This window comes from Ollibium composti (genome assembly GCF_004801285.1).
GTDB classification, from domain to species: Bacteria; Pseudomonadota; Alphaproteobacteria; order Rhizobiales; family Rhizobiaceae; genus Mesorhizobium; species Mesorhizobium composti.
Window position 1 is genome coordinate 131,410 of the sequence record NZ_SSNY01000005.1, and the last position, 18,092, is coordinate 149,501.

22 protein-coding genes and 1 tRNA gene are annotated in these 18,092 nt (G+C 67.0%); 10 read left to right on the forward strand and 13 right to left on the reverse strand.

Annotated features, from left to right (window positions below):
- Positions 1 to 128: 128 nt before the first annotated feature.
- The gene (locus E6C48_RS10430) at positions 129 to 494 is read left to right on the forward strand and encodes a YtxH domain-containing protein (protein WP_136356861.1); all 366 of its coding nucleotides are present in this window, start codon (positions 129 to 131) and stop codon (positions 492 to 494) included.
- Positions 495 to 664: 170 nt separating this feature from the next.
- Positions 665 to 928 (forward strand): hypothetical protein, encoded by a 264-nt coding sequence (locus E6C48_RS10435; protein ID WP_136356863.1) that lies wholly within the window; start codon positions 665 to 667, stop codon positions 926 to 928.
- 63 nt (positions 929 to 991) lie between these two features.
- On the opposite strand, the gene E6C48_RS10440 is transcribed toward E6C48_RS10435, so the two are convergent.
- Together E6C48_RS10440 and E6C48_RS10445 are read right to left on the reverse strand one after the other, a co-directional pair.
- Positions 992 to 3,088, reverse strand: a complete 2,097-nt coding sequence (locus tag E6C48_RS10440) for a hybrid sensor histidine kinase/response regulator (RefSeq protein ID WP_168734501.1) — start codon at positions 3,086 to 3,088, stop codon at positions 992 to 994.
- A gap of 22 nt (positions 3,089 to 3,110) precedes the next feature.
- Complete coding sequence (locus E6C48_RS10445; protein ID WP_168734502.1) at positions 3,111 to 3,842, reverse strand: response regulator; 732 nt, start codon at positions 3,840 to 3,842, stop codon at positions 3,111 to 3,113.
- A gap of 87 nt (positions 3,843 to 3,929) precedes the next feature.
- Between E6C48_RS10445 and E6C48_RS10450 the strand changes: the two genes are divergently transcribed.
- Entirely contained in the window at positions 3,930 to 4,643 is a 714-nt protein-coding gene (locus tag E6C48_RS10450; protein WP_136356867.1) for a winged helix-turn-helix domain-containing protein, read from the forward strand.
- Between the two features lie 23 nt (positions 4,644 to 4,666).
- On the opposite strand, the gene E6C48_RS22530 is transcribed toward E6C48_RS10450, so the two are convergent.
- Both E6C48_RS22530 and E6C48_RS22800 read right to left on the reverse strand, forming a co-directional pair.
- The gene (locus E6C48_RS22530) at positions 4,667 to 4,837 is read right to left on the reverse strand and encodes a hypothetical protein (protein WP_168734503.1); all 171 of its coding nucleotides are present in this window, start codon (positions 4,835 to 4,837) and stop codon (positions 4,667 to 4,669) included.
- A 2-nt stretch (positions 4,838 to 4,839) separates the two neighbouring features.
- Positions 4,840 to 5,277, reverse strand: a complete 438-nt coding sequence (locus E6C48_RS22800; RefSeq protein WP_230978723.1) for a hypothetical protein — start codon at positions 5,275 to 5,277, stop codon at positions 4,840 to 4,842.
- Between the two features lie 361 nt (positions 5,278 to 5,638).
- Here E6C48_RS22800 and E6C48_RS10460 point away from each other — a divergent pair, with 361 nt between their 5' ends.
- Positions 5,639 to 6,100, forward strand: coding sequence for a L,D-transpeptidase (locus E6C48_RS10460; RefSeq protein WP_136356869.1), 462 nt, complete (start codon positions 5,639 to 5,641; stop codon positions 6,098 to 6,100).
- A gap of 17 nt (positions 6,101 to 6,117) precedes the next feature.
- Here E6C48_RS10460 and E6C48_RS10465 read toward each other — a convergent pair whose 3' ends face one another.
- From E6C48_RS10465 to E6C48_RS10480, 4 genes are all read right to left on the reverse strand, one after another.
- Positions 6,118 to 6,396, reverse strand: a complete 279-nt coding sequence (locus tag E6C48_RS10465; protein ID WP_136356871.1) for a DUF2934 domain-containing protein — start codon at positions 6,394 to 6,396, stop codon at positions 6,118 to 6,120.
- Between the two features lie 106 nt (positions 6,397 to 6,502).
- Positions 6,503 to 7,432, reverse strand: a complete 930-nt coding sequence (locus tag E6C48_RS10470; protein ID WP_136356873.1) for an arginase family protein — start codon at positions 7,430 to 7,432, stop codon at positions 6,503 to 6,505.
- A 51-nt stretch (positions 7,433 to 7,483) separates the two neighbouring features.
- The gene (locus tag E6C48_RS10475) at positions 7,484 to 8,113 is read right to left on the reverse strand and encodes a Vgb family protein (RefSeq protein WP_136356875.1); all 630 of its coding nucleotides are present in this window, start codon (positions 8,111 to 8,113) and stop codon (positions 7,484 to 7,486) included.
- A 37-nt stretch (positions 8,114 to 8,150) separates the two neighbouring features.
- Complete coding sequence (locus E6C48_RS10480) at positions 8,151 to 9,371, reverse strand: helix-turn-helix domain-containing protein (protein ID WP_136356877.1); 1,221 nt, start codon at positions 9,369 to 9,371, stop codon at positions 8,151 to 8,153.
- Positions 9,372 to 9,492: 121 nt separating this feature from the next.
- On the opposite strand from E6C48_RS10480, the gene E6C48_RS10485 reads away from it, so the two are divergent.
- Both E6C48_RS10485 and E6C48_RS10490 read left to right on the forward strand, forming a co-directional pair.
- The gene (locus tag E6C48_RS10485) at positions 9,493 to 10,266 is read left to right on the forward strand and encodes a DUF899 domain-containing protein (protein WP_136356879.1); all 774 of its coding nucleotides are present in this window, start codon (positions 9,493 to 9,495) and stop codon (positions 10,264 to 10,266) included.
- A gap of 9 nt (positions 10,267 to 10,275) precedes the next feature.
- Positions 10,276 to 10,521: a hypothetical protein gene (locus tag E6C48_RS10490; RefSeq protein ID WP_136356881.1), complete on the forward strand. Its 246-nt coding sequence runs from the start codon at positions 10,276 to 10,278 to the stop codon at positions 10,519 to 10,521.
- A gap of 78 nt (positions 10,522 to 10,599) precedes the next feature.
- Here the strand turns inward: E6C48_RS10490 and E6C48_RS10495 are convergent, their stop codons facing one another.
- From E6C48_RS10495 to E6C48_RS10505, 3 genes are all read right to left on the reverse strand, one after another.
- Positions 10,600 to 10,899: a DUF982 domain-containing protein gene (locus tag E6C48_RS10495; RefSeq protein ID WP_136356883.1), complete on the reverse strand. Its 300-nt coding sequence runs from the start codon at positions 10,897 to 10,899 to the stop codon at positions 10,600 to 10,602.
- Positions 10,900 to 11,060: 161 nt separating this feature from the next.
- Positions 11,061 to 11,137, reverse strand: a tRNA-Arg gene (locus tag E6C48_RS10500).
- Between the two features lie 135 nt (positions 11,138 to 11,272).
- Positions 11,273 to 12,439, reverse strand: coding sequence for a M20 aminoacylase family protein (locus E6C48_RS10505; RefSeq protein ID WP_136356885.1), 1,167 nt, complete (start codon positions 12,437 to 12,439; stop codon positions 11,273 to 11,275).
- Between the two features lie 205 nt (positions 12,440 to 12,644).
- Between E6C48_RS10505 and E6C48_RS10510 the strand changes: the two genes are divergently transcribed.
- A complete protein-coding gene (locus E6C48_RS10510; RefSeq protein ID WP_136356887.1) occupies positions 12,645 to 13,805 on the forward strand; it encodes a D-alanyl-D-alanine carboxypeptidase family protein in 1,161 nt (386 codons plus the stop codon).
- A 5-nt stretch (positions 13,806 to 13,810) separates the two neighbouring features.
- A complete protein-coding gene (locus tag E6C48_RS10515) occupies positions 13,811 to 14,914 on the forward strand; it encodes a CobW family GTP-binding protein (protein ID WP_136356889.1) in 1,104 nt (367 codons plus the stop codon).
- A 3-nt stretch (positions 14,915 to 14,917) separates the two neighbouring features.
- Here the strand turns inward: E6C48_RS10515 and htpX are convergent, their stop codons facing one another.
- Positions 14,918 to 15,958, reverse strand: coding sequence for a zinc metalloprotease HtpX (gene htpX / locus E6C48_RS10520; RefSeq protein WP_136356891.1), 1,041 nt, complete (start codon positions 15,956 to 15,958; stop codon positions 14,918 to 14,920).
- 100 nt (positions 15,959 to 16,058) lie between these two features.
- On the opposite strand from htpX, the gene E6C48_RS10525 reads away from it, so the two are divergent.
- Positions 16,059 to 16,280, forward strand: coding sequence for a DUF1674 domain-containing protein (locus tag E6C48_RS10525; protein ID WP_136356893.1), 222 nt, complete (start codon positions 16,059 to 16,061; stop codon positions 16,278 to 16,280).
- A 100-nt stretch (positions 16,281 to 16,380) separates the two neighbouring features.
- Here the strand turns inward: E6C48_RS10525 and E6C48_RS10530 are convergent, their stop codons facing one another.
- Positions 16,381 to 16,830, reverse strand: coding sequence for an Lrp/AsnC family transcriptional regulator (locus tag E6C48_RS10530; protein ID WP_136356895.1), 450 nt, complete (start codon positions 16,828 to 16,830; stop codon positions 16,381 to 16,383).
- Positions 16,831 to 16,959: 129 nt separating this feature from the next.
- Between E6C48_RS10530 and E6C48_RS10535 the strand changes: the two genes are divergently transcribed.
- Positions 16,960 to 18,063, forward strand: coding sequence for a saccharopine dehydrogenase family protein (locus tag E6C48_RS10535; protein ID WP_136356897.1), 1,104 nt, complete (start codon positions 16,960 to 16,962; stop codon positions 18,061 to 18,063).
- The last annotated feature ends 29 nt before the right edge of the window (positions 18,064 to 18,092 follow it).

Consider the following 18,092-nt stretch of genomic DNA (forward strand, 5'->3'; position numbering starts at 1 on the left):
GTGCGGACGCACATCGCCGCCTTGTTTCCGGGCGGTTACAAGGGCGCGGCCGTCCACCATGGACCGGTTACGCTCTGCGTTTATCTTCGTTTCAATCAAGAAATGAAGATAAACGAAAGGACGTGGCGATGACTGCCATGCTTTCTTCCCGCCATTCGCAAACCGTCCGGCCGGTCAGGACCGGCCTGCCGTTCTATCGTCGCCTGGAACTGCGCCGGCAGACCGGCGGCCATCCGATGACGCTCGTCACGACGCTCGCCGTCGGTGCACTGGCCGGCATGATGCTGGCACCGGAAAGCGGTTCCGCTTTCGCTTCGTTCGATCCGCCGGCCAATGTTGCCGTGGGCACCCACACCACGGCGAAGACCTCGCGCCTGCCAAGGACGGCGACAGTTTCGCCCGCCGGGATCAGGCCTCAAGCGACGGCAGGAGCGAATGCCTGTACGCCGCCGCCGGCCGCTCCCGCTCGCAGGCAACCGGTAGCCTATGTGTGATCGCAGCCGGGCCCGCACGCGGCGGCTTGGCGTTTTGTGATCCTCCCGCGCCGTCACGGCGCTACTTGCTCCCGCCATCCCGTTTGGCGGGGGCTTTTTATTGCGTTGGTCCGGCCGGAACCAAAGGCGCCGCAGCGCGGTTATGCCCAATCCAGGAAGGAGGCAGTCAGATGACCGAGCGACCGGAAATTCCGACCGGGGTAAGCCTGGACCTGGTGAACATTGCGCTGAACACGCAGGCTCTTTGTCTGCAACATGCCCTTCGGCACATAGCGGACGCCGAGAGCCCGCAAGATGCGGCCGCCTTCAAGCAAGAGCTGCTCGAGGGGCTCAGGAGCGGGTCTATCGACATGGCATTGCTGGAAGACACCGCCATTTTCGACTTTGTCGTCGGAACGGTGGAACAGCTCTCCATACCGGCTGAACAAGTTTAGGGATCCGAATGATTCTAGGCCATCAGGCCGGGCTCAGGCGTCATTTCGATCATGTCGATGGTTCTAAGCGTGATCGCTGATGGCTGCCAGTACGTCGCGTACGTCGAGCGTCGAGAAGGGTTTTTCGAGGATCTGCGGCCGCTGGCCCGCCGGCAAGGCTTCTATCTCGGCCCTGGCGCCGACGAGGTCGCCGGTCACCAGCACGAAGCGGCGCGCCAGCCGCGGCCGTTCGACAAGCAGTTGCCGGTAGGCCGCCATGCCGCTGGTGCCGGGCATGCGCAGGTCGGAAAATACGATGTCGGGCCGTTGATGGTCGGCCAGCGTCTCGACCGCGGATTGCCAGCCGGCGACGATGCGCGACTTGATGCCCATCAGTTCCAGTATGTCCGACAGCGAGGCGGCGACGTCCGGCTCATCGTCGACGACGAGGGCGTGGCGGATGGCGGAGGACTGGACGCGACCGTTCTCGGCGCCCATGGAGATGCCGGCGACGGCCGGGAACTCGACGATGAAGCGGGCGCCGTGCGGCTTCGCTTCCTCGAACCAGACGCGGCCTTCATGGCGCTCGACGATGGATTTGGAGATCGACAGGCCGATGCCGGTGCCGACGCCGACCGGCTTGGTGGTGAAGTAGGATTCGAAGATGCGGTGGCGGATCGCCTCGGGTATGCCCGCTCCGTTGTCCTCGACGTAGAAGCCGGCGTCGCCGTTGGCGGCGCGGTAGGTGCGCACCTTGATGACGCGGTCGCCGCTGGCGCCGGCCAGCGCGTGCTGGCCGTTGATGAGGAAGTTGGCGACCACCTGGGTGACATGGTCGGCATCGGCCATGATCGGCAGCGGCCCGGCCGCGAAATCGGTATCGATGAGGATGCCGCTGGAGCGCGCGCCATAGGCGGTCAGTTCGAGGGCCGCCCGCACCACCTGGTTCAGGTCCGTCTCGACCTGCGCGGTCGGGTGCAGGCGCACCATCGACAGAAAGCTCTTGACGATGCGGCCGCAGCGTTCGGCCGCCGCACGCACCTTTTCGGCGCGCACCTTGGTCGGCGAGTCGGGCGCGAATTCATGCAGCAGGGTGGACTGCGCCACCACGACGGCGAGCGGATTGTTGAGCTCGTGCGAGACGCCGGCGAGCAACGAGCCCATCGCCGCCATCTTCTCGTTCTGATGCAGTTTCTCGCGCTGGCGGTGGATTTCCTCCTCGGCGCGCAGTTTCTCGCGCAGGTCGCGGATCGAGCCGAAGATCAGCCGGCGGTCGCCGACCTTGATCTCGGTCGCGGTCAGTTCGATCGGGAAGACCTCGCCGGCGGCGTTCTGGGTCACCGTTTCCAGCCGCTGGCCAATCATCGGCGCGCCGCGCCCGGCCATGTATTCGGCACCGGTGGAATAGCCCTTGCGGTAATAGTCGGGCACGATCATGTGCAGGAGGTCGCGGCCGAGGATGTCGCTGCGCCGATAGCCGAACATCTTCTCGGCTGCCGGATTGAACTCGATGACGGCGCCGGTCTCGTCGATGACGATGATGGCATCGAGCGAGGCCTGGATCATGGTGCGCCGGACCACCTCGCTGATATGCGCTTCCGACTGCAGGCGCTCGATCGCGTCGCCGACGGCGAGCGCCACGATCTCCATCGCCGCCTTCACCTCGTCGCTCCAGGCACGCTCCTCGACGCAGTCGTTGACGGCGAGCGAACCCCAGGGCGTGCCGTTGGCCCACACCGGCACGGACAGGAAGGATACGATGTGCTGGTTCTCGAAATCCCGCCGCAGGAAGCCCTCGATGTCTCGGGTCAGGCCGGCGAACATCTTGCCCTGCCGACCCTCCCGAGCGACCTTGCCGAGCAGCGGGTCCATATGGACGACGGCCTGGGGAATGACCGAGGGAGGCGAGGCGTTGCCGGCGACCGAATCGTCGACCCAGTAGGCCGCCACGGACTGGGTGAGGCCCTGGCCGGGCATGTCCTCCAGGCTGAACAGGATGGCGCGATGGCCGGCGCAAGAGCGCCCCAGGAGTTCGAGCAACGAGCCGATCTCGCGGCGCCAGTCGTCGGCCTCGCGCAGGCGGCGCGCGATGCGCGCGGCCGCCACGGCCGGGCTGTCTTCCTTCGCCGCGGTGCCGCTGGAAGGCAGTGTCGCTTCGGTTCTGCGCAGCGGCCGGTCCATCGCGGTCTATCCCGTCCCGGCTTCAGGCGCCGTCGTCGGCCGGCAGCGAGAAAATATAGCCCTCGCCGCGCACCGTCCGCAGGAATTTCGGGTTGGCCGGATCGGCTTCGATCTTCTTGCGCAGCCGCATGATGCGGATGTCGATGGCGCGCGAAGATTCGGGGTCTTCGGCAAAGCCGATCGCCTCGGAAATCGCCGTGCGCGTCAGCACCCGGTTGGCCCGCGTCAGGAAGACCTCCAGCACGTCGAACTCGCTGCGGGCGAGGTCGATGACGGCGCCGCCCGGCCCGGTCACCAGGCGGCCGTCGAGGTCGGCCGAAAAGGGGCCGAAGCTCATCGAGCGGCGGGCCTGCCCCGCATCGGCCCTGGCCGGCCGGGGCGCCGAAGGTTGCGGCACACGGCGCAGGACGGAGCGCACGCGCGCCAGCACCTCGCGCAGCTCGTATGGTTTGACGATGTAGTCGTCGGCGCCGAGTTCCAGCCCGACGATGCGGTCAAGCGGGGCGCCGGCGGCGGTGGCGTAGATGATGCCGGTCGACATCTTCGAGCGCAGCCAGCGGCCGAGCGACAGCCCGTCCTCGCCCGGCATGGCGATGTCGAGCAGCGCGATATGGAAGCTGCCGCTTTCCAGCATCGGCCGGGCCACGGCGGCATTTTCGGCCGTCGCAACCTCATAGCCGTTGGCCGTGAGATATTCGGCCACGGCGTCCCTGAGGTCCGGCTCGTCCTCGACGATGATGATCCTGGCGCGCACGGCCGCCTCGTTCCCGCTTTCAGGGGAAAGTAGATTGGGTATAAACATATTGCTAGGGCTCATGTTGGCGGGTTTCGGGGGTGACGCATGGCACGAGCGATGGTGGCGCTGGTCTGCGTGGCGGAGGTGGTGGCGCAGGATCTCGCCGACCACCTGGAGCGGCGCGGCCATGACGTGCGCAAGGTCACGCAGGTCTGGCAGGCGGACGCGCTGCTGGCGGGCGAACGCGTCGACGTCGTCGTGGTCGGCGACGGCCTGACTCCGGGCGAGGGGCGCGACCTTCTCAAGCGTCATGGCGGCGAGGGCGGGCCGGACTTCGTGCTGATCTGCCGGCCCAGGGACCTGGTGGACAAGGTGCTGGCGCTGGAACTGGGCGCGGCCGACGTCATCGAAAGCCCGCTGGTGGTGCGCGAGCTCGCCACCCGCATCGGCGGCCTCCTGGCGCGGCGCGGCCGCGGCACATCCGAACTGGTGGTGCTGGAGAATGCGACGGTGGACCTGCGCTCGGCCATGGTCATGTACCGTTCCGGCAGCGAGGACCAGCTTTCGCCTGGCCAAGTGGCGCTGCTTCGGCTGTTCACGTCGAGCCCGCGCAAGGTGCTGACGCGCGACGACATCATCGCCGCCGCGCCCGCCGAGAATGCCGACGCCTTCGACCGCTCGATCGATTCGCGCATCGTCAGGCTGAGGCGCAAGCTCGACACCGAGGCGATCACGACCATACGCGGCGCCGGCTATCGGTTCGATCCGCCCGACACCAGGGGCGCCGATACGGCCAGCGCCGACACGGGTAACGATTGAGACGATGCCGGTCATGCTGCCGGTCAGCGCGTCGCCGCCGGCAAGGCCGCGGGTGCAGATGCCGCTGACATGGGAGCCGTCGCGGCGTGGGCGTGCTCCTTCATGAGCACGGTGGCGAGGCCCGCAAAGCCGAGCAGGCCCTGCGCGTAGAGCAGGGTCGAAAGCACGGCTGTGGCCAACTTCCTTCTGTTCATGGTCAACCCCTGAAATTGTCGAGCAACTGGTGCGCCGCGCCATTGTCGTTGTCGTTGGCAAAGGCCGCATGGCGACGGCGGTTACCTGCCCATCGTGTACCGCCGTGATTTCCCGAAGCACCCGCGCCGCCGACGGAGCCCCCCGCGGCGACGCGGGCCTTCGGTCCTCTCGGCTGCAAGCTGCCGGAGGCGCCGCGCAAAGCCTTCCGCCCGAGGCCAACCCGCCAGAGGGCCTTGAGACGGTGGATGCGCAGGCTGGAGACGATCCAGACCGTGGCTAGGAACAGCGCCGCATGCAGCGTCGAGATTTCTCCCGCCGTCATGCCGGCCATCGCCGCCATGGCATCGCCATGAGCCGCCACGGCATCGACGCCGACCGCCACGACGATGGCGATGCCTGCGCCGGCCAACCGGGATACGGCTTTGAAGGAGATGCGCATGGATGGTCCAATCGGCTGTTCTCGTTGTCGCCAGATTGGCCGGCCCCTGTATCGGCTTCATGCCGCGCGGTGTTTCTTTTGTTGCAGATTGGTTTCGGTATCGATGTTTTTTGTTTCGTACCGAAAGTGATCTGGCGGGAAACTCCGTTTCCACTCTGGTCAGAAATGGATTGAAACCGGCGATTCCTGGAGAATCAGGAGGGGAGCGAAGCGGTTTCGGTTCCGAAAACTGTCTGTGGCGATAAATTAGAAACCATATCGAAACGAAAATGCCTGTTAAGCGAAATCAGATCGAAACACGACGCCCCGATAAGCCCGCCATCGAATTGACGCCGGTCTCGTCCGGCCATGGAGGGACATCATGATCGCTACCGTTTCCACGAAACTCATCAATATCGCCGCCATCGCCTGTGTCGGCACCGCAATGCTGTTCGGCGCGGGCAACGGCACGGCGCATGCCGCCAACAAACTGGTGGCGCAGGTGTCCATCTCGCAGCAGCGCATGCAGGTTCTGGTGGACGGGCGGCCGGCCTTCGAGTGGAAGGTGTCGACAGGAGGGAAGGGCCACGCGACGCCGAGGGGCTCCTACAAGCCGACGCGTCTGGAGGAAATGTGGTATTCGCGCAAATACGACAACGCGCCGATGCCGCATTCGGTCTTCTTCCACGGCGGCTACGCCGTTCATGCCACCAACCACATCAAGCGGCTGGGTACGCCGGCCTCGCATGGCTGCGTGCGCCTGCATCCGGCCGCGGCGGCCGATTTCTACCAGCTCGTCGAGACGTTCGGCGCTGCCAACACCAGCATCGTCATCGTCGAGTGACGGGTTTGTAGGGTCGGCTACCCGGCCTTGGCCTTGCGCGCTCGTGGTTTCGCTGCGACGGCGGGCTTTACCGTCTTCGCCGCAGTTGCTTTTACCTGAGCCGTCTTGGGTTTGGCAGCAGCAGGCTTGCGCGGTGTGGCCGGCTTGCGTCCGGGCTTGGCTGCCGCTGCATCCTCGGCGTCGATCTCGCCTGCCGCCTGATGCCAGTGTCGTTCGTGATCGCCGTCCCTGCGGCCTTCGCGTTCCCAGATCGCATGGGCGCGCTGGCGGATGCGTTCGTGCCTGTCGTCTGCCATGGATTGCCTCCCGGTTCGATTCGACCGGCGGCATGGTCGGTGCGCCGCAGCCGCCGCGCCCAGTATTCAGCCAAAGCAGCGGCGGCGCCAGCACAATCGTAACGTGTCAGGCCGCACGCGCCAGATGGCCGAGGACGTGGCAGACGAGGCGGCCGACGACGGTCGCGGCGATATCGTTGACATCGGCCTTCGGCTGGAACTCGACGATGGAGAAGCCGGCCAGCCGCCGGCCCCGTATCGCCGCGCCGAGCAGTTCCGTCATCTCGGGGAAGGTGAAGCCGCCCGGCGACAGCGCGTTGACGCCCGGACAGGTGCCGGGGTCCATGGCGTCGCAGTCGATGTGGATGAGCAGCGGCTTGTCGCGCGGCAGCGCGGCGGCGACCGCCGCCAGGCCCTGCCGGCGCGCCTCCGCGACGGTGACGATGCGCGAGCCCCAGGCGCGGGCCGCCTCGACCTCCTGCCGGCGGGCGCTGCCGACCGCGCGGATGCCGCACTGGGTCATCGACGCGATGCAGCCAAGCTCCGAGGCGCGGCGGATGGTGCTGGAATAGCCAAGCCTTTCGCCGCCGATATCGTCGCGCCAGTCGATGTGGGCGTCGATCTGGAGAAGATGCAGCGGCTCGCCCCTGTCGAAGGCGCGCATGAAGGGAATGGCGACGGAATCGTCGCCGCCGATCAGGATGGGCGTGGCGCCCGCTTCCAGCACCGCGCCGGTGACGGTCTCGATGTTCTTGCGGTTGCCGGGCGCATCGTCATGCACCGTTGCGACGTCGCCGAGATCGAGCGCTTCCAGCGCGCCGTCGTTCAGCAGCGGCCCATCGAAGTCGAAATCCCAGTGGCCGGCATCGAGGCAGGCGGCGGTGACGGCGCGCCGCACCGCATCCGGCCCGGTTTCCGCCCCACTCTCGACGGGATCGGACACATAGGGCGTGCCGTGGACGGCGCCGAAGATTGCCGCCGAGCCTGCCACGGGCGCCGCCGCGGCAGGCACGCCGAGGAACGTTTGCGGGCGGGGAACAAGCGGCAGGGGTATCATGGCGGCATCCTTTTGGGTAAGACGCCAACCAACGGACCCCGGCCCGCTTTGTCAATGCGGGCGGCGCACGGCCCGTATCTTACCACTCCTGCCGCCGCCGCAGAAGAAGCGGTCGCCGCCGGCTTCCATGCCCGATATGCCGGTGCCGGCGGGCATGTCCAGCACCTCCAGCACCTTGCCGGTGTCGGGGTCGATATGGCGCAAGCCGCTCTCGTCGCCTTCCCAGGTAGCGTGCCACAACTCGCCGTCGATCCAGGTGACGCCGGTGACGAAGCGCGTCGATTCGATGGTGCGCAGCACCTTGCCCGTCTCGGGATCGACCTGTCGGATCTTTCCTTCGCGGTACTGCGCGACCCAGAGCGAGCCTTCCGTCCAGGCGAGACCCGAATCGCCGCCTTCGCCCGGAGCGGGAATGGTGGCGAGCACGGTCTTCGTCGCCGGGTCGACCTTCTGGATACGGTCCTCGGCGATCTGATAGAGATGGCGGCCGTCGAAGGCGGTTCCGGCGTGGGCGGGCACCTCGATCGACAGGGCGATCGTGCCGTCGTCAGGGTCGAGGCGATTCAGCCTGTCGCCGGAAGCGAACCAGATATGCCTGCCGTCGAAGGTGAGGCCGTGGATGGCCTCGACGCCGGGGAAGGGGCCGTATTCCCGGATGATCTCGGCTGCTTTCCGTTTCATCGCACTTCTCCGTTCAGCCTGTTTCGATGGCGATACCCTAGACGTTCGGCAGCGGCGCCGGGAGTAACAATAGCGTCGGGAAACCGGGCACCGGCGGGGTCAGCCAGCGGCGCGCGCGGCCACGGCCGAAGGACTGCACCTTGCCCTCTTCAGCGAGCTGTTCAAGCGCTCGCTGGACGGTACGCGCGCTGGTGTCGAGCGCCATGGCCAGCGCCGAGCTCGACCACGCCTCGCCGTCGGCCAGAAGGGCGAGCAGCGCCGAATGCCGCTCCTCCGCGGGCGGCGCCAGCACCGCGACGTTCCGTGCCTCCTGCGGCACCAGCGCAAAACCTTCCGGGGTGGCGGTTATCTGCGCCAGCGCATGGAGCGCGCCGCGCAGCCGGCCGATCTCTACCCTCAGCCGCGCGCGATGCGATTCGTCGGCGTCCTTGCCACGGAAGGCGCGCGCGACGAGCGTCTGCCTGGAAACGTCGCCGGGCCACGCTTCGGCCAGCGTGCGGGCGAGCGCAAAAAGCACAGGGCGGGTGGCGAGCGGGACGACCGTCTGGCCGATGCGGGCAACGTTGCGGCAGGCATCGACGACGAGCGTATTAGAGGCGAGAAGCGTTTCGACCTCGTCGAGCAGAAGAAGCCGTTCCTCTTTCCGGGCGATCAGGCGGGCAGCCGGCGCCTCCAGAAGCCGGGCGGCGCTTTCGACCTCAGCCGCCAGCGCCGGAATGCCGGCTTGCTCCGCCGCGCGGCCCGCATTGGCGATGGCGGCCCGGGCCGCACCGGTATGCAGGCGGCGGATGGCGATGCCGGCCGTCACCAGTTCTCGCGCGGTGCGCAGAACCGGTGGCAGCGGCGCGGCATCCTCGTCGGAAAGGAGGCGCTCGGCCTCGTCGAGGCGGCCGATCAGCAGCAGGTGACGGGCCTCCAGATTGCGGGCATGCGCGGCGTTCAGCCGGTCGCCATGCGCCTGAAGCACCGCGCCCGCCTGATCGAGCGCATTGCCGATCCAGCCGACGTCGCGCGAGACGAGCGCGATCTCCGCTTCCGCGACGACGCAGCGGGCGCGGGCCACCTTCTCCTTCGGACCGAAGGCGCGCGCGGCACGCCGCAGCAGGCCCCTGGCCCGCTCCAGGTCGCCGAGCTGCGCCATGGCGATGCCGCGCAAGGCCAGTGCGGCCGCATCCTCGCGCAAGGCGACCCGCTTCAGGGCGCCGAGGGCGTCGCCGGCGGCCAGCGCGCGGGCGGCGGCGGTGATCAGCGAGTCCATCCTAGTTCGTCACCCGGCCGAATCCCGTCACACTTGTTACTCACGCCTGCCGGCGCCGGCTCCTAGCCTACGTCATGACAGCCAACCGGCAAGTCGTGTGAAAGCAAAAGAGGAAAAGGTCATGACACATTTCACCACCGGAACGCGCGAGGAGTGGCTGGCGGCCCGGCTCGCGCTGCTCGAAGAGGAAAAGGCTCTGACGCGGCGCAGCGACGAACTGGCCGGGCAGCGGCAGGCGCTGCCGTGGGTGCGCATCGACAAGCCGTACACCTTCGACACTGCAAATGGGCCTGCCTCGCTGAAGGACCTGTTCAAGGGGCGCTCGCAGCTTCTTATCTATCATTTCATGTTCGGACCGGATTATACGGCCGGCTGCCCGTCCTGCTCCTCCATCGCCGACGGCTTCAACGGCAGCGTCGTTCATCTGGAGAACCATGACGTCGCCTTTTCGGCGGTGTCGCGGGCGCCGCTAGCCAAGCTTCTTGCCTATCGCGAGCGGATGGGCTGGAGCTTCGACTGGGCGTCGTCCTTCGACAGCGACTTCAACGCCGATTTCAACGTCTGGTTCTCGCCGGAGCAGCAGCGCAACGGCGGCATCGAATACAACTACCGGCGCGAGCCGGCGATGCCGGTGCCGCCACTGACGAAGGGCGGCGCGGGGCCTGTCGAGCAGATCGCGGCGACGACGGGAACGGACGTTGCGACCTTCACGCGCGAGCGGCCCGGCCTCAGCGCCTTCGCGCTCGAGGACGGCGCGATCTATCATACCTATTCGGCTTATGCGCGCGGCGTCGACGGTATCTGGGGCATGTATCCCTGGCTCGACCGCGCGCCGAAGGGGCGCAACGAGACGGGCATCTGGTGGCGCCGCCACGACGAATACGGGCGGACCTGAGCGGTGGCCGTGCGCGGTATCGGATCCTCACCGAACGAGACGGGCGGCTATGCCGCCGCCCGTTTCCTCGCCGGCTGGCTCGGTCTCGCGGCCGCGCCCACTTTCGCGGCGATGGCGCTGTTCTCCATCATGTCGGGAAGCGGCGCCTGCATGGCGCAGGACGCCTCGCCGCTGAGCGGCATGGCGGCGATGTACCTCTTGATGAGCGCCTTCCACCTGGCGCCGTGGCTGAGGATCGTCGGCAGCCGGCCGTGAGCGGAACGCCGGATCGGCGTTCCCATACCCTGCAAGGCCGGCCGAATCAGCGCCGGCCTTCGTTGCGTCTCCTTTGAGCTAGTGAGCGCGCGGGGTCGACCATTCATGGGCGAGATTGTCGACGGCGCGGTCATAGGCCTCTTCGGCCAGGATGCCCTTGTTGAGCGCGAAATCCTCGAACGCCTTGCGGGCATCCTCGCCGTCGCGTTTGCCGCTCAGCGCCTTGCGGCAGACCTCGATGGCGCCGGCGTGATCCAGATCGGGGATGCCGTTCCACTCGATCAGGATATCGTAGGCATCGAGGACGGTCGAAACCTCCCGCGGGAAGCCGAGACCGACGAAGACGGAAACCGGCTGATCGAATTTGGGATCGTTCATCTGGTGCTCCTTTTGAAAGCGCTCTTTCCAACGCTTAAAGTGGGCAACACCGGGATCGGTTCTGTCACAAATGGAGACGGCGCGCAGAGGCTTCGTGAGAAGCGTGCTTCATACCAACTGCCCGTTCGACGAGCTGTCGTCAGCTAAGCGCCTGACTTTGCTGGTGATCCCGACAGGAATCGAACCTGTGACCTACAGATTAGGAATCTGCCGCTCTATCCTACTGAGCTACGGGACCACGCGGCCCGACACATAACCGCTTCTGAGTTTCGCGCCAAGAGCGAAGGTGGCGGAAGCGGCGTGAGCGCCGATGAACACAATCCCGCTGCTCCGGCGCGCCGCCGGTCCGACACGGCGCGCCGGGCGCGGCGGCTCACGCCGCCGGCAGCGCCGTCTCGGTCAGTTTCACCCAATAGCTGATGCCGTGGGAGATGACCTCGTCGTTGAAGTCGTAGGCCGGGTGGTGCAGGCCTGCGCTGTCGCCGTTGCCGATGAAGATGAAGGCGCCGGGACGGGCTTCCAGCATGTAGGAGAAATCCTCGCCGCCCATTACCGGCGGCATGTTGCGATGGACATGGCTGTCGCCGGCCACCGTCGCCGCCACGTCCGCCGCGAACACGGTTTCCTCGGCGTGGTTGAAGGTGACGGGATAGTTGGCGTCGTAATCGAGGTTGATTTCGGCGCCATTGGCGGCGGCGAGCCCGGCGCACAGCGCGCGGATGCGCTCCTCGGCCAGCTTCGCCACCTCCTTCTTCAGCGTCCGCACGGTACCGGCGATCTCGGCCGTTTCGGGGATGACGTTGTAGGCGTCGCCGGCATGGAACTTGGTGACCGACACCACCACCGATTCGACCGGATCGGTCGAGCGCGAGGCGATCGTCTGCAAGGCGCCGACCAGCTGGCTGGTGATGACGATCGGGTCGATGGTGCCGTGCGGCATCGCCGCATGGCCGCCGCGCCCCTTGACGGTAATGGTGAACTCGGCGGTCGCCGCCATGATCGGGCCGGGACGCAGCGCGAACTGACCGACCGGCAGGCTCGGCATGTTGTGCATGCCGAACACCTTCTCGATGCCGAAGCGTTCCATCATGCCGTCCTTGACCATCTCGTTGCCGCCGCCGCCGCCTTCCTCCGCCGGCTGGAAGATGACGGCCACGGAGCCGGCGAAATTGCGCGTCTCGGCGAGATACTTGGCCGCGCCCAGCAGCATGGCGGTGTGGCCGTCATGGCCGCAGGCGTGCATCTTGCCGGGCGTCACCGAGGCATAAGGCTTGCCGGTGATCTCGTTGATCGGCAGGGCGTCCATGTCAGCGCGCAGGCCGATCGTGCCGCCTTCGCCGCGGTTGCCGCGGATGATGCCGACGACGCCGGTCTTGCCGAGCCCCGTCACCACCTCGTCGCAGCCGAACGCCTTCAGCTTGTCGGTGACGAAGGCGGCGGTCTGGAACACGTCGAAGTTCAGTTCCGGGTTCTGGTGCAGGTGGCGGCGCCAGCCGGCGACTTCCTCCTGCATCTCTGCGGCACGGTTCAGGATCGGCATCTGTCTCAGCTCGCTCTTGGCCGGCGCGATGGCCGGCAGGTTGCAATCGTGATCGGACCGCGCTTTGCCATCGTGAGGTCACATAGGCTAAATAGCACCGTCGCGCGGCGGTCCGACGGGGAAGGGTGGCCGCCTGACGGCGATCCCGTTTCGAAATCTTACGGAGAGCGGGGCAAGGACGGCAAGAGCGATTTCGGATTTGATTATGAGCCAAGGCATTTCCCTTACCTTTTCGCGCCGGTTGGCGGTTGCCGGCGCCTTGGCGGCGGTGGCGCTGACCGCTTCCGGTCCGGCGCTGGCCAATCCATCCATCCTGTTCGACCTCGGCAGCGGCCAGGTGATCGAGCACGAGGAAGCCTTCAAGCGCTGGTATCCGGCCTCGCTGTCGAAGCTGATGACGGCCTACGTCGCCTTCCGGGCGCTTCAGGCCGGCGAAGCGGCGCTCGATTCGCCGATCAAGGTGACCAAACACGCGGCGGCCGAGCCCCCGTCGAAGATGGGGCTCAAGCCCGGCACCGTGCTAAGGCTCGACACGGCATTGAAGATGATGCTGGTGAAGTCGGCCAACGACATCGCCATGGCGGTGGCCGAGAACATCGGCGGCTCGCAAGCCGCCTTCGCCGAGCGCATGAATGCCGAGGCCGCGCGCCTCGGCATGGTCGGCTCGCATTTCGTCAACCCCAACGGCCTGTTCTCGCCCGAACAGTACACCACGGCGCGAGACATCGCCGTGCTGGTGGCGGCGCTCAGGCGCGACTTTCCGCAATATGCGCCGTGGTTCTCCATCGAGGGCCTCGCCTTCGGCAAGAAGACGATCCCCAACTACAATCTTCTGATCGGCCGCTACGACGGCGCCGACGGCATGAAGACCGGCTTCGTCTGCCCGTCGGGCTTCAACCAGGTCGGCTCCGCGACGCGCGACGGCCGCACGTTGGTCGCCGTGGTGCTGGGCGAACAGACGGCGATCAGCCGCGCGGAGGCGGCCGCGCGCCTGCTCGACGTCGGCTTTGCCGGGCCGACGAAGGGCTCGACGACGCTGGCCTCGCTGCAGCCCTATGGCGACACCGAAACGGCGACCAACCTGCGCGACGTCGTCTGCCACAAGAAGACGGCGGCGGAGCAGTCGGAAGCGCCGCCGGCCAAGACGGATGCGGAGAAGCCGAAATCGCCCTACCAGCAGAAGCTGGTGCATCCGACGCTGGTCGCGGTGAGCATCGGCGGCGCCACCGGCCCGGTGCCGAAGGCGATGCTGGATGCGGCCGGCAACCAGTATGCCGACGTGCCCGTCCCCGGCTGGCGGCCGGACCTGCCGCCGCCGGTGGGCTTCGAGGTGTCCGCGGAAGGCGACCAGGCGGCGAAGAACTGACGACGATGGCCGTGTTCCCCATTCCCGTCACTGTGCTGACCGGCTTCCTCGGCGCCGGCAAGACGACGCTGCTCAACCGGCTGCTGAAGGACCCGGCGCTGACCGACACGGCCGTCATCATCAACGAATACGGCGAGGTCGCCATCGACCATCTGCTGGTCGAGCAGGCATCCGACGGCATCATCCAGCTGTCCGACGGCTGCCTGTGCTGCACGGTGCGGGGCGAGCTGGTCGACACGCTGGCCGACCTTGTCGATCGTTTGCAGACCGGCCGTATCGGGAAGCTGGCGCGCATCGTCATCGAAACCACCGGGCTCGCCGATCCGGCGCCGGTGCTGCAATCGATCATGGGTCATCCGGCGCTGGTGCAGGCTTTTCGGCTCGACGGCGTCGTCACGCTGGTGGACGCGGTCAACGGCGCCGCCTCGCTGGACGCCCATGTCGAGGCGCTGAAGCAGGCGGCGGTGGCCGACCGGCTGGTGCTGACCAAGACCGACCTTGCCGATGCGGACGGGATCGAGGCGCTCAAGGCGCGGCTGAAGGCGATCAATCCCGGCGCCCGCATCCTCGACGCCGGGAAGGCCGACGCGGCGGACCTGCTCGACTGCGGCCTCTACGACCCGGCGACCAAGAGCGCCGACGTGCGCCGCTGGCTGGGCGAGGCGGCCGACGAGCATCATGACCATGGGCATGACCATGATCACGACGGCCACGACCATCACCATCATCGCCACGACGACCGCGTGAAGACGCATGCGCTGGTGCATGACGGCGCGGTGCCGTTTTCGGCCATCGAGGCTTTTCTCGATCTGCTGCGCTCGCAGCACGGCGACAAGCTCTTGCGCATGAAGGGCGTCATCGAACTGGTGGAGGACCCGTCGCGGCCGCTGGTGATCCATGGCGTGCAGCGGCTGCTGCATCCGCCGGCGCGGCTGCCGACCTGGCCCGACGAGCGGCGCGGCACGCGGCTGGTGCTGATCACGCTGGACATGCCGCACGATTATGTCGAGCGGCTGTTCGCGGCGCTGACCAACCGGCCCCGGGTGGATACGCCCGACCGCGCGGTGCTGGAGCACAATCCGCTGGCCATCGCCGGCCTGCCGCGATAGCGGCTATCTCCGCCTTGGCCCGGTCGGGTTGCGGCCCCAAGGATTGGGTTTCGGTTCGGCCGGCGGCACTTCGGGTTCGGCGGTTTCGCCGGATGCGCTTCCGGCCGATGCACTGCCCCATGGGCCGGCGGGCGCCGCCTCTCCGGATGTCGAATTTTTCGGGGCCGACGGGCGCGATGGAGCCGGCTGCGCGGGCGCACGGTCCATCTCCTCGGCCATCGCCTGCAAGGCGGCGATGCGGTTTTCGGTGGCCGGATGCGTCGAGAACAGCGAATCCATGCGCTCGCCGTGCAGCGGGTTGATGATGAACAGGTGAGCGGTTGCCGGGTTGCGTTCGGCGTCCGGGTTGCGGATCGCTTCGGCGTTGCGGGCGATCTTGTTCAGCGCCGAGGCGAGCCACAGCGGCCGGCCGGTGATCTCGGCGCCGCGCCGGTCGGCGGCGTATTCGCGCGTGCGCGACACCGCCATCTGCACGATCATGGCGGCGAAGGGCGCGACGATGATCGCCACCAGCGTGCCGAGCATGCCGGCGCCGTTGTTGTTGCGGTTGCCGCCGAGAAAGAAGGCGAAGTTGCCGAGCATGGAGATGGCGCCGGCAAGCGTCGCGACGATGGTCATCGTCAGCGTGTCTCGATGCTGCACATGGGCAAGCTCGTGCGCCATCACGCCCGCCACCTCCTCGTAGGACAGGCGCTGCAACAGGCCGGTGGTGGCGGCCACCGCCGCGTGTTCGGGGTTGCGGCCGGTGGCGAAGGCGTTCGGCTGCGGATTGTCGATCAGGTAGACGCGCGGCATCGGCAGGCCGGCACGCTGGCTGAGATCGCGCACGATGCCGTAATATTCCGGCGCAGACCTTTCATCGACCTCGACGGCGCGGTTCATCGCCAGCACCATCTTGTCGGCGTTCCAGTAGGAAAACAGGTTTGTGGCGGCGGCGACGGCCAGCGCGATCATCATGCCGCCCGATCCGCCGATCGCATAGCCGACGGCCATGAACAGCGCCGTCATGACGGCGAGAAGCATGGCGGTGCGCATCGTGTTCATCGTCTGCTCCGTGGTGGCCGGCGAGGGTCGATCCCGCGCCGCAGGTCCGCTATATGATGGTAAGAGATCGCAGCCGTTTCAATCCATGGAGGCAAGCGCGATGAGCGGACAAGAACCCCTGCCGGATTACCGCATTACCGAGGTGCGCGTGAAGAAGCCGCTGACGCCGGCGGCCGAGCGCGCATTGGCCGAGGCGGCGGCGCGCCGCGAGGCCTATCGGGAGAAGGAAGCGGCGTTGCCGAAGGAGCGCGGCGGGCGCGGCGGGCTGGAGCCCGGCCGCTATGGCGACTGGGAGGTCAAGGGGCTCACTTCGGACTTTTAACGGCCGCAAGATCGTTTCACAGAAACGGTGAAACGATCTATCTCTTTGTTTTAGCCGCATTTATGCGACGCCAGACGATTCCGTCGGGCTGCAAAATACTCTACCGGTCGATCCGCGTCGACAGGATGATCGACGACAGCGTGCGCTCGACGCCCTCCATTGCGCCGATGCTGTCCAGCAGCATATCGAGGTCGCTGATCGACGGCGATTCGACGATGACGATCATGTCGAAGCTACCGCCGACGGAATGCAGGGTACGCACCTGCGGCAGCGCGCGCAGGCTGCGCACCACAGCATCCGCCTTCTTCGGCGTGACGGTGAGCAGCACATGCGCCCGTACCAGTCCCTGCTCGTAGGCAGCCGACAGCCTGACGCCGTAGCCGGCGATGACGCCGCGCGCTTCCAGCCGCTCGATGCGGCTTTGCACCGTGGTGCGTGAGACGCCCAGCCTGCGCGCCAGCTCGGCGGTCGAGGCGCGCGCGTTCTCGCGCAATAGGGCGATCAGCGCCTGGTCGGCATCTGTCGGCGTTTCGTAGGCTTTGCTCGTCATATCGTCTAAAAACCTGCTTCATAACGACGAATCGCACGCTTCCTTTCGTCAGGCAAGGTGGCAGAATCGAAAAGACAGAGCGTGCCCGTGGACTACCGCCGGCCGCAGAACCTTTTGAGGGAGAATGCCATGAAGGACATCGTTGTCGTCGGCGCGGGCAAGATCGGCTCGACCATCGCCGACATGCTGGCCGCCACGGGCGACTATCGCGTCACCATCGTCGACCGCTCCGCCGCCCAGCTTGCGGCGCTGGAGGTTCCGGCCGCCGTCGAGCGGCGCGAGATCGACATCGAGGCGGCCGGCGCGCTGGAAGCGGTGCTTGCCGGCAAGTTCGCGGTGCTCTCCGCCGCGCCCTTCCACCTCACCACGCGCATTGCCGAGGCCGCCGCTTCCGCCGGCGTGCACTACATGGACCTGACCGAGGACGTCGCCTCGACCCGCCGCGTCAAGGAACTGGCCAAGGGCGCGAAAACCGCCTTCATTCCGCAGTGCGGCCTGGCGCCGGGCTTCATTTCCATCGTCGCCAACGACCTCGCCAGTCGCTTCGACACGCTGGAGAGCGTGCGCATGCGCGTCGGCGCGCTGCCGCAGTACCCGTCCAACGCGCTGAACTACAACCTGACCTGGAGCACCGACGGCGTCATCAACGAATATTGCGAGCCCTGCGAGGCGATCGTCGAGGGCGAACTGGTCGAGGTTCCGCCGCTGGAGGAGCGTGAGGAATTCTCGCTCGACGGCGTCACCTACGAGGCCTTCAACACCTCCGGCGGGCTCGGCACGCTGGCCGAGACGCTGAAGGGCAAGGTGCGCACGCTGAACTACCGCACCATCCGCTATCCCGGCCATGCCGCGATCATGAAGGCGCTGCTCAACGACCTCGGCCTGCGCCATCGCCGCGAGGTGCTGAAGGACATTTTCGAGAGCGCGCTGCCCGCGACCATGCAGGACGTGGTCATCGTCTTCGTCACCGTCTCGGGCCGCAAGAACGGCCGCCTCTTGCAGGAAACCTACGCCAACAAGGTCTACTCGCAGCGCGTCGGCACCGCCGTGCGCAGTGCCATCCAGATCACCACGGCGTCCGGCATCTGCGCTGTGCTCGACATGCTGGCCGACGGCAGCCTGCCGGCCAAGGGTTTCGTCAGGCAGGAGGACATCGCGCTCGACACCTTCCTCGCCAACCGTTTCGGCCACGCCTATGCGCAGCACGAAGGGCTGACCCGGCTGGCGAGCTGAACGGCACCTTTCGCGCCGAACAGAAAATA

Coding starts and splice junctions, on each gene's coding strand:
- E6C48_RS10515 (WP_136356889.1), top strand. CDS start 13,811: ATGGCCGTGTTCCCCATTCCCGTCACTGTGCTGACCGGCTTCCTCGGC.
- E6C48_RS10470 (WP_136356873.1), bottom strand. CDS start 7,432: ATGATACCCCTGCCGCTTGTTCCCCGCCCGCAAACGTTCCTCGGCGTG.
- E6C48_RS10465 (WP_136356871.1), bottom strand. CDS start 6,396: ATGGCAGACGACAGGCACGAACGCATCCGCCAGCGCGCCCATGCGATC.
- htpX (WP_136356891.1), bottom strand. CDS start 15,958: ATGAACACGATGCGCACCGCCATGCTTCTCGCCGTCATGACGGCGCTG.
- E6C48_RS10460 (WP_136356869.1), top strand. CDS start 5,639: ATGATCGCTACCGTTTCCACGAAACTCATCAATATCGCCGCCATCGCC.
- E6C48_RS10480 (WP_136356877.1), bottom strand. CDS start 9,371: ATGGACTCGCTGATCACCGCCGCCGCCCGCGCGCTGGCCGCCGGCGAC.
- E6C48_RS10485 (WP_136356879.1), top strand. CDS start 9,493: ATGACACATTTCACCACCGGAACGCGCGAGGAGTGGCTGGCGGCCCGG.
- E6C48_RS10495 (WP_136356883.1), bottom strand. CDS start 10,899: ATGAACGATCCCAAATTCGATCAGCCGGTTTCCGTCTTCGTCGGTCTC.
- E6C48_RS22530 (WP_168734503.1), bottom strand. CDS start 4,837: ATGAACAGAAGGAAGTTGGCCACAGCCGTGCTTTCGACCCTGCTCTAC.
- E6C48_RS10510 (WP_136356887.1), top strand. CDS start 12,645: ATGAGCCAAGGCATTTCCCTTACCTTTTCGCGCCGGTTGGCGGTTGCC.
- E6C48_RS10535 (WP_136356897.1), top strand. CDS start 16,960: ATGAAGGACATCGTTGTCGTCGGCGCGGGCAAGATCGGCTCGACCATC.
- E6C48_RS10505 (WP_136356885.1), bottom strand. CDS start 12,439: ATGCCGATCCTGAACCGTGCCGCAGAGATGCAGGAGGAAGTCGCCGGC.
- E6C48_RS10530 (WP_136356895.1), bottom strand. CDS start 16,830: ATGACGAGCAAAGCCTACGAAACGCCGACAGATGCCGACCAGGCGCTG.
- E6C48_RS10440 (WP_168734501.1), bottom strand. CDS start 3,088: ATGGACCGGCCGCTGCGCAGAACCGAAGCGACACTGCCTTCCAGCGGC.
- E6C48_RS22800 (WP_230978723.1), bottom strand. CDS start 5,277: ATGCGCATCTCCTTCAAAGCCGTATCCCGGTTGGCCGGCGCAGGCATC.
- E6C48_RS10450 (WP_136356867.1), top strand. CDS start 3,930: ATGGCACGAGCGATGGTGGCGCTGGTCTGCGTGGCGGAGGTGGTGGCG.
- E6C48_RS10435 (WP_136356863.1), top strand. CDS start 665: ATGACCGAGCGACCGGAAATTCCGACCGGGGTAAGCCTGGACCTGGTG.
- E6C48_RS10525 (WP_136356893.1), top strand. CDS start 16,059: ATGAGCGGACAAGAACCCCTGCCGGATTACCGCATTACCGAGGTGCGC.
- E6C48_RS10430 (WP_136356861.1), top strand. CDS start 129: ATGACTGCCATGCTTTCTTCCCGCCATTCGCAAACCGTCCGGCCGGTC.
- E6C48_RS10475 (WP_136356875.1), bottom strand. CDS start 8,113: ATGAAACGGAAAGCAGCCGAGATCATCCGGGAATACGGCCCCTTCCCC.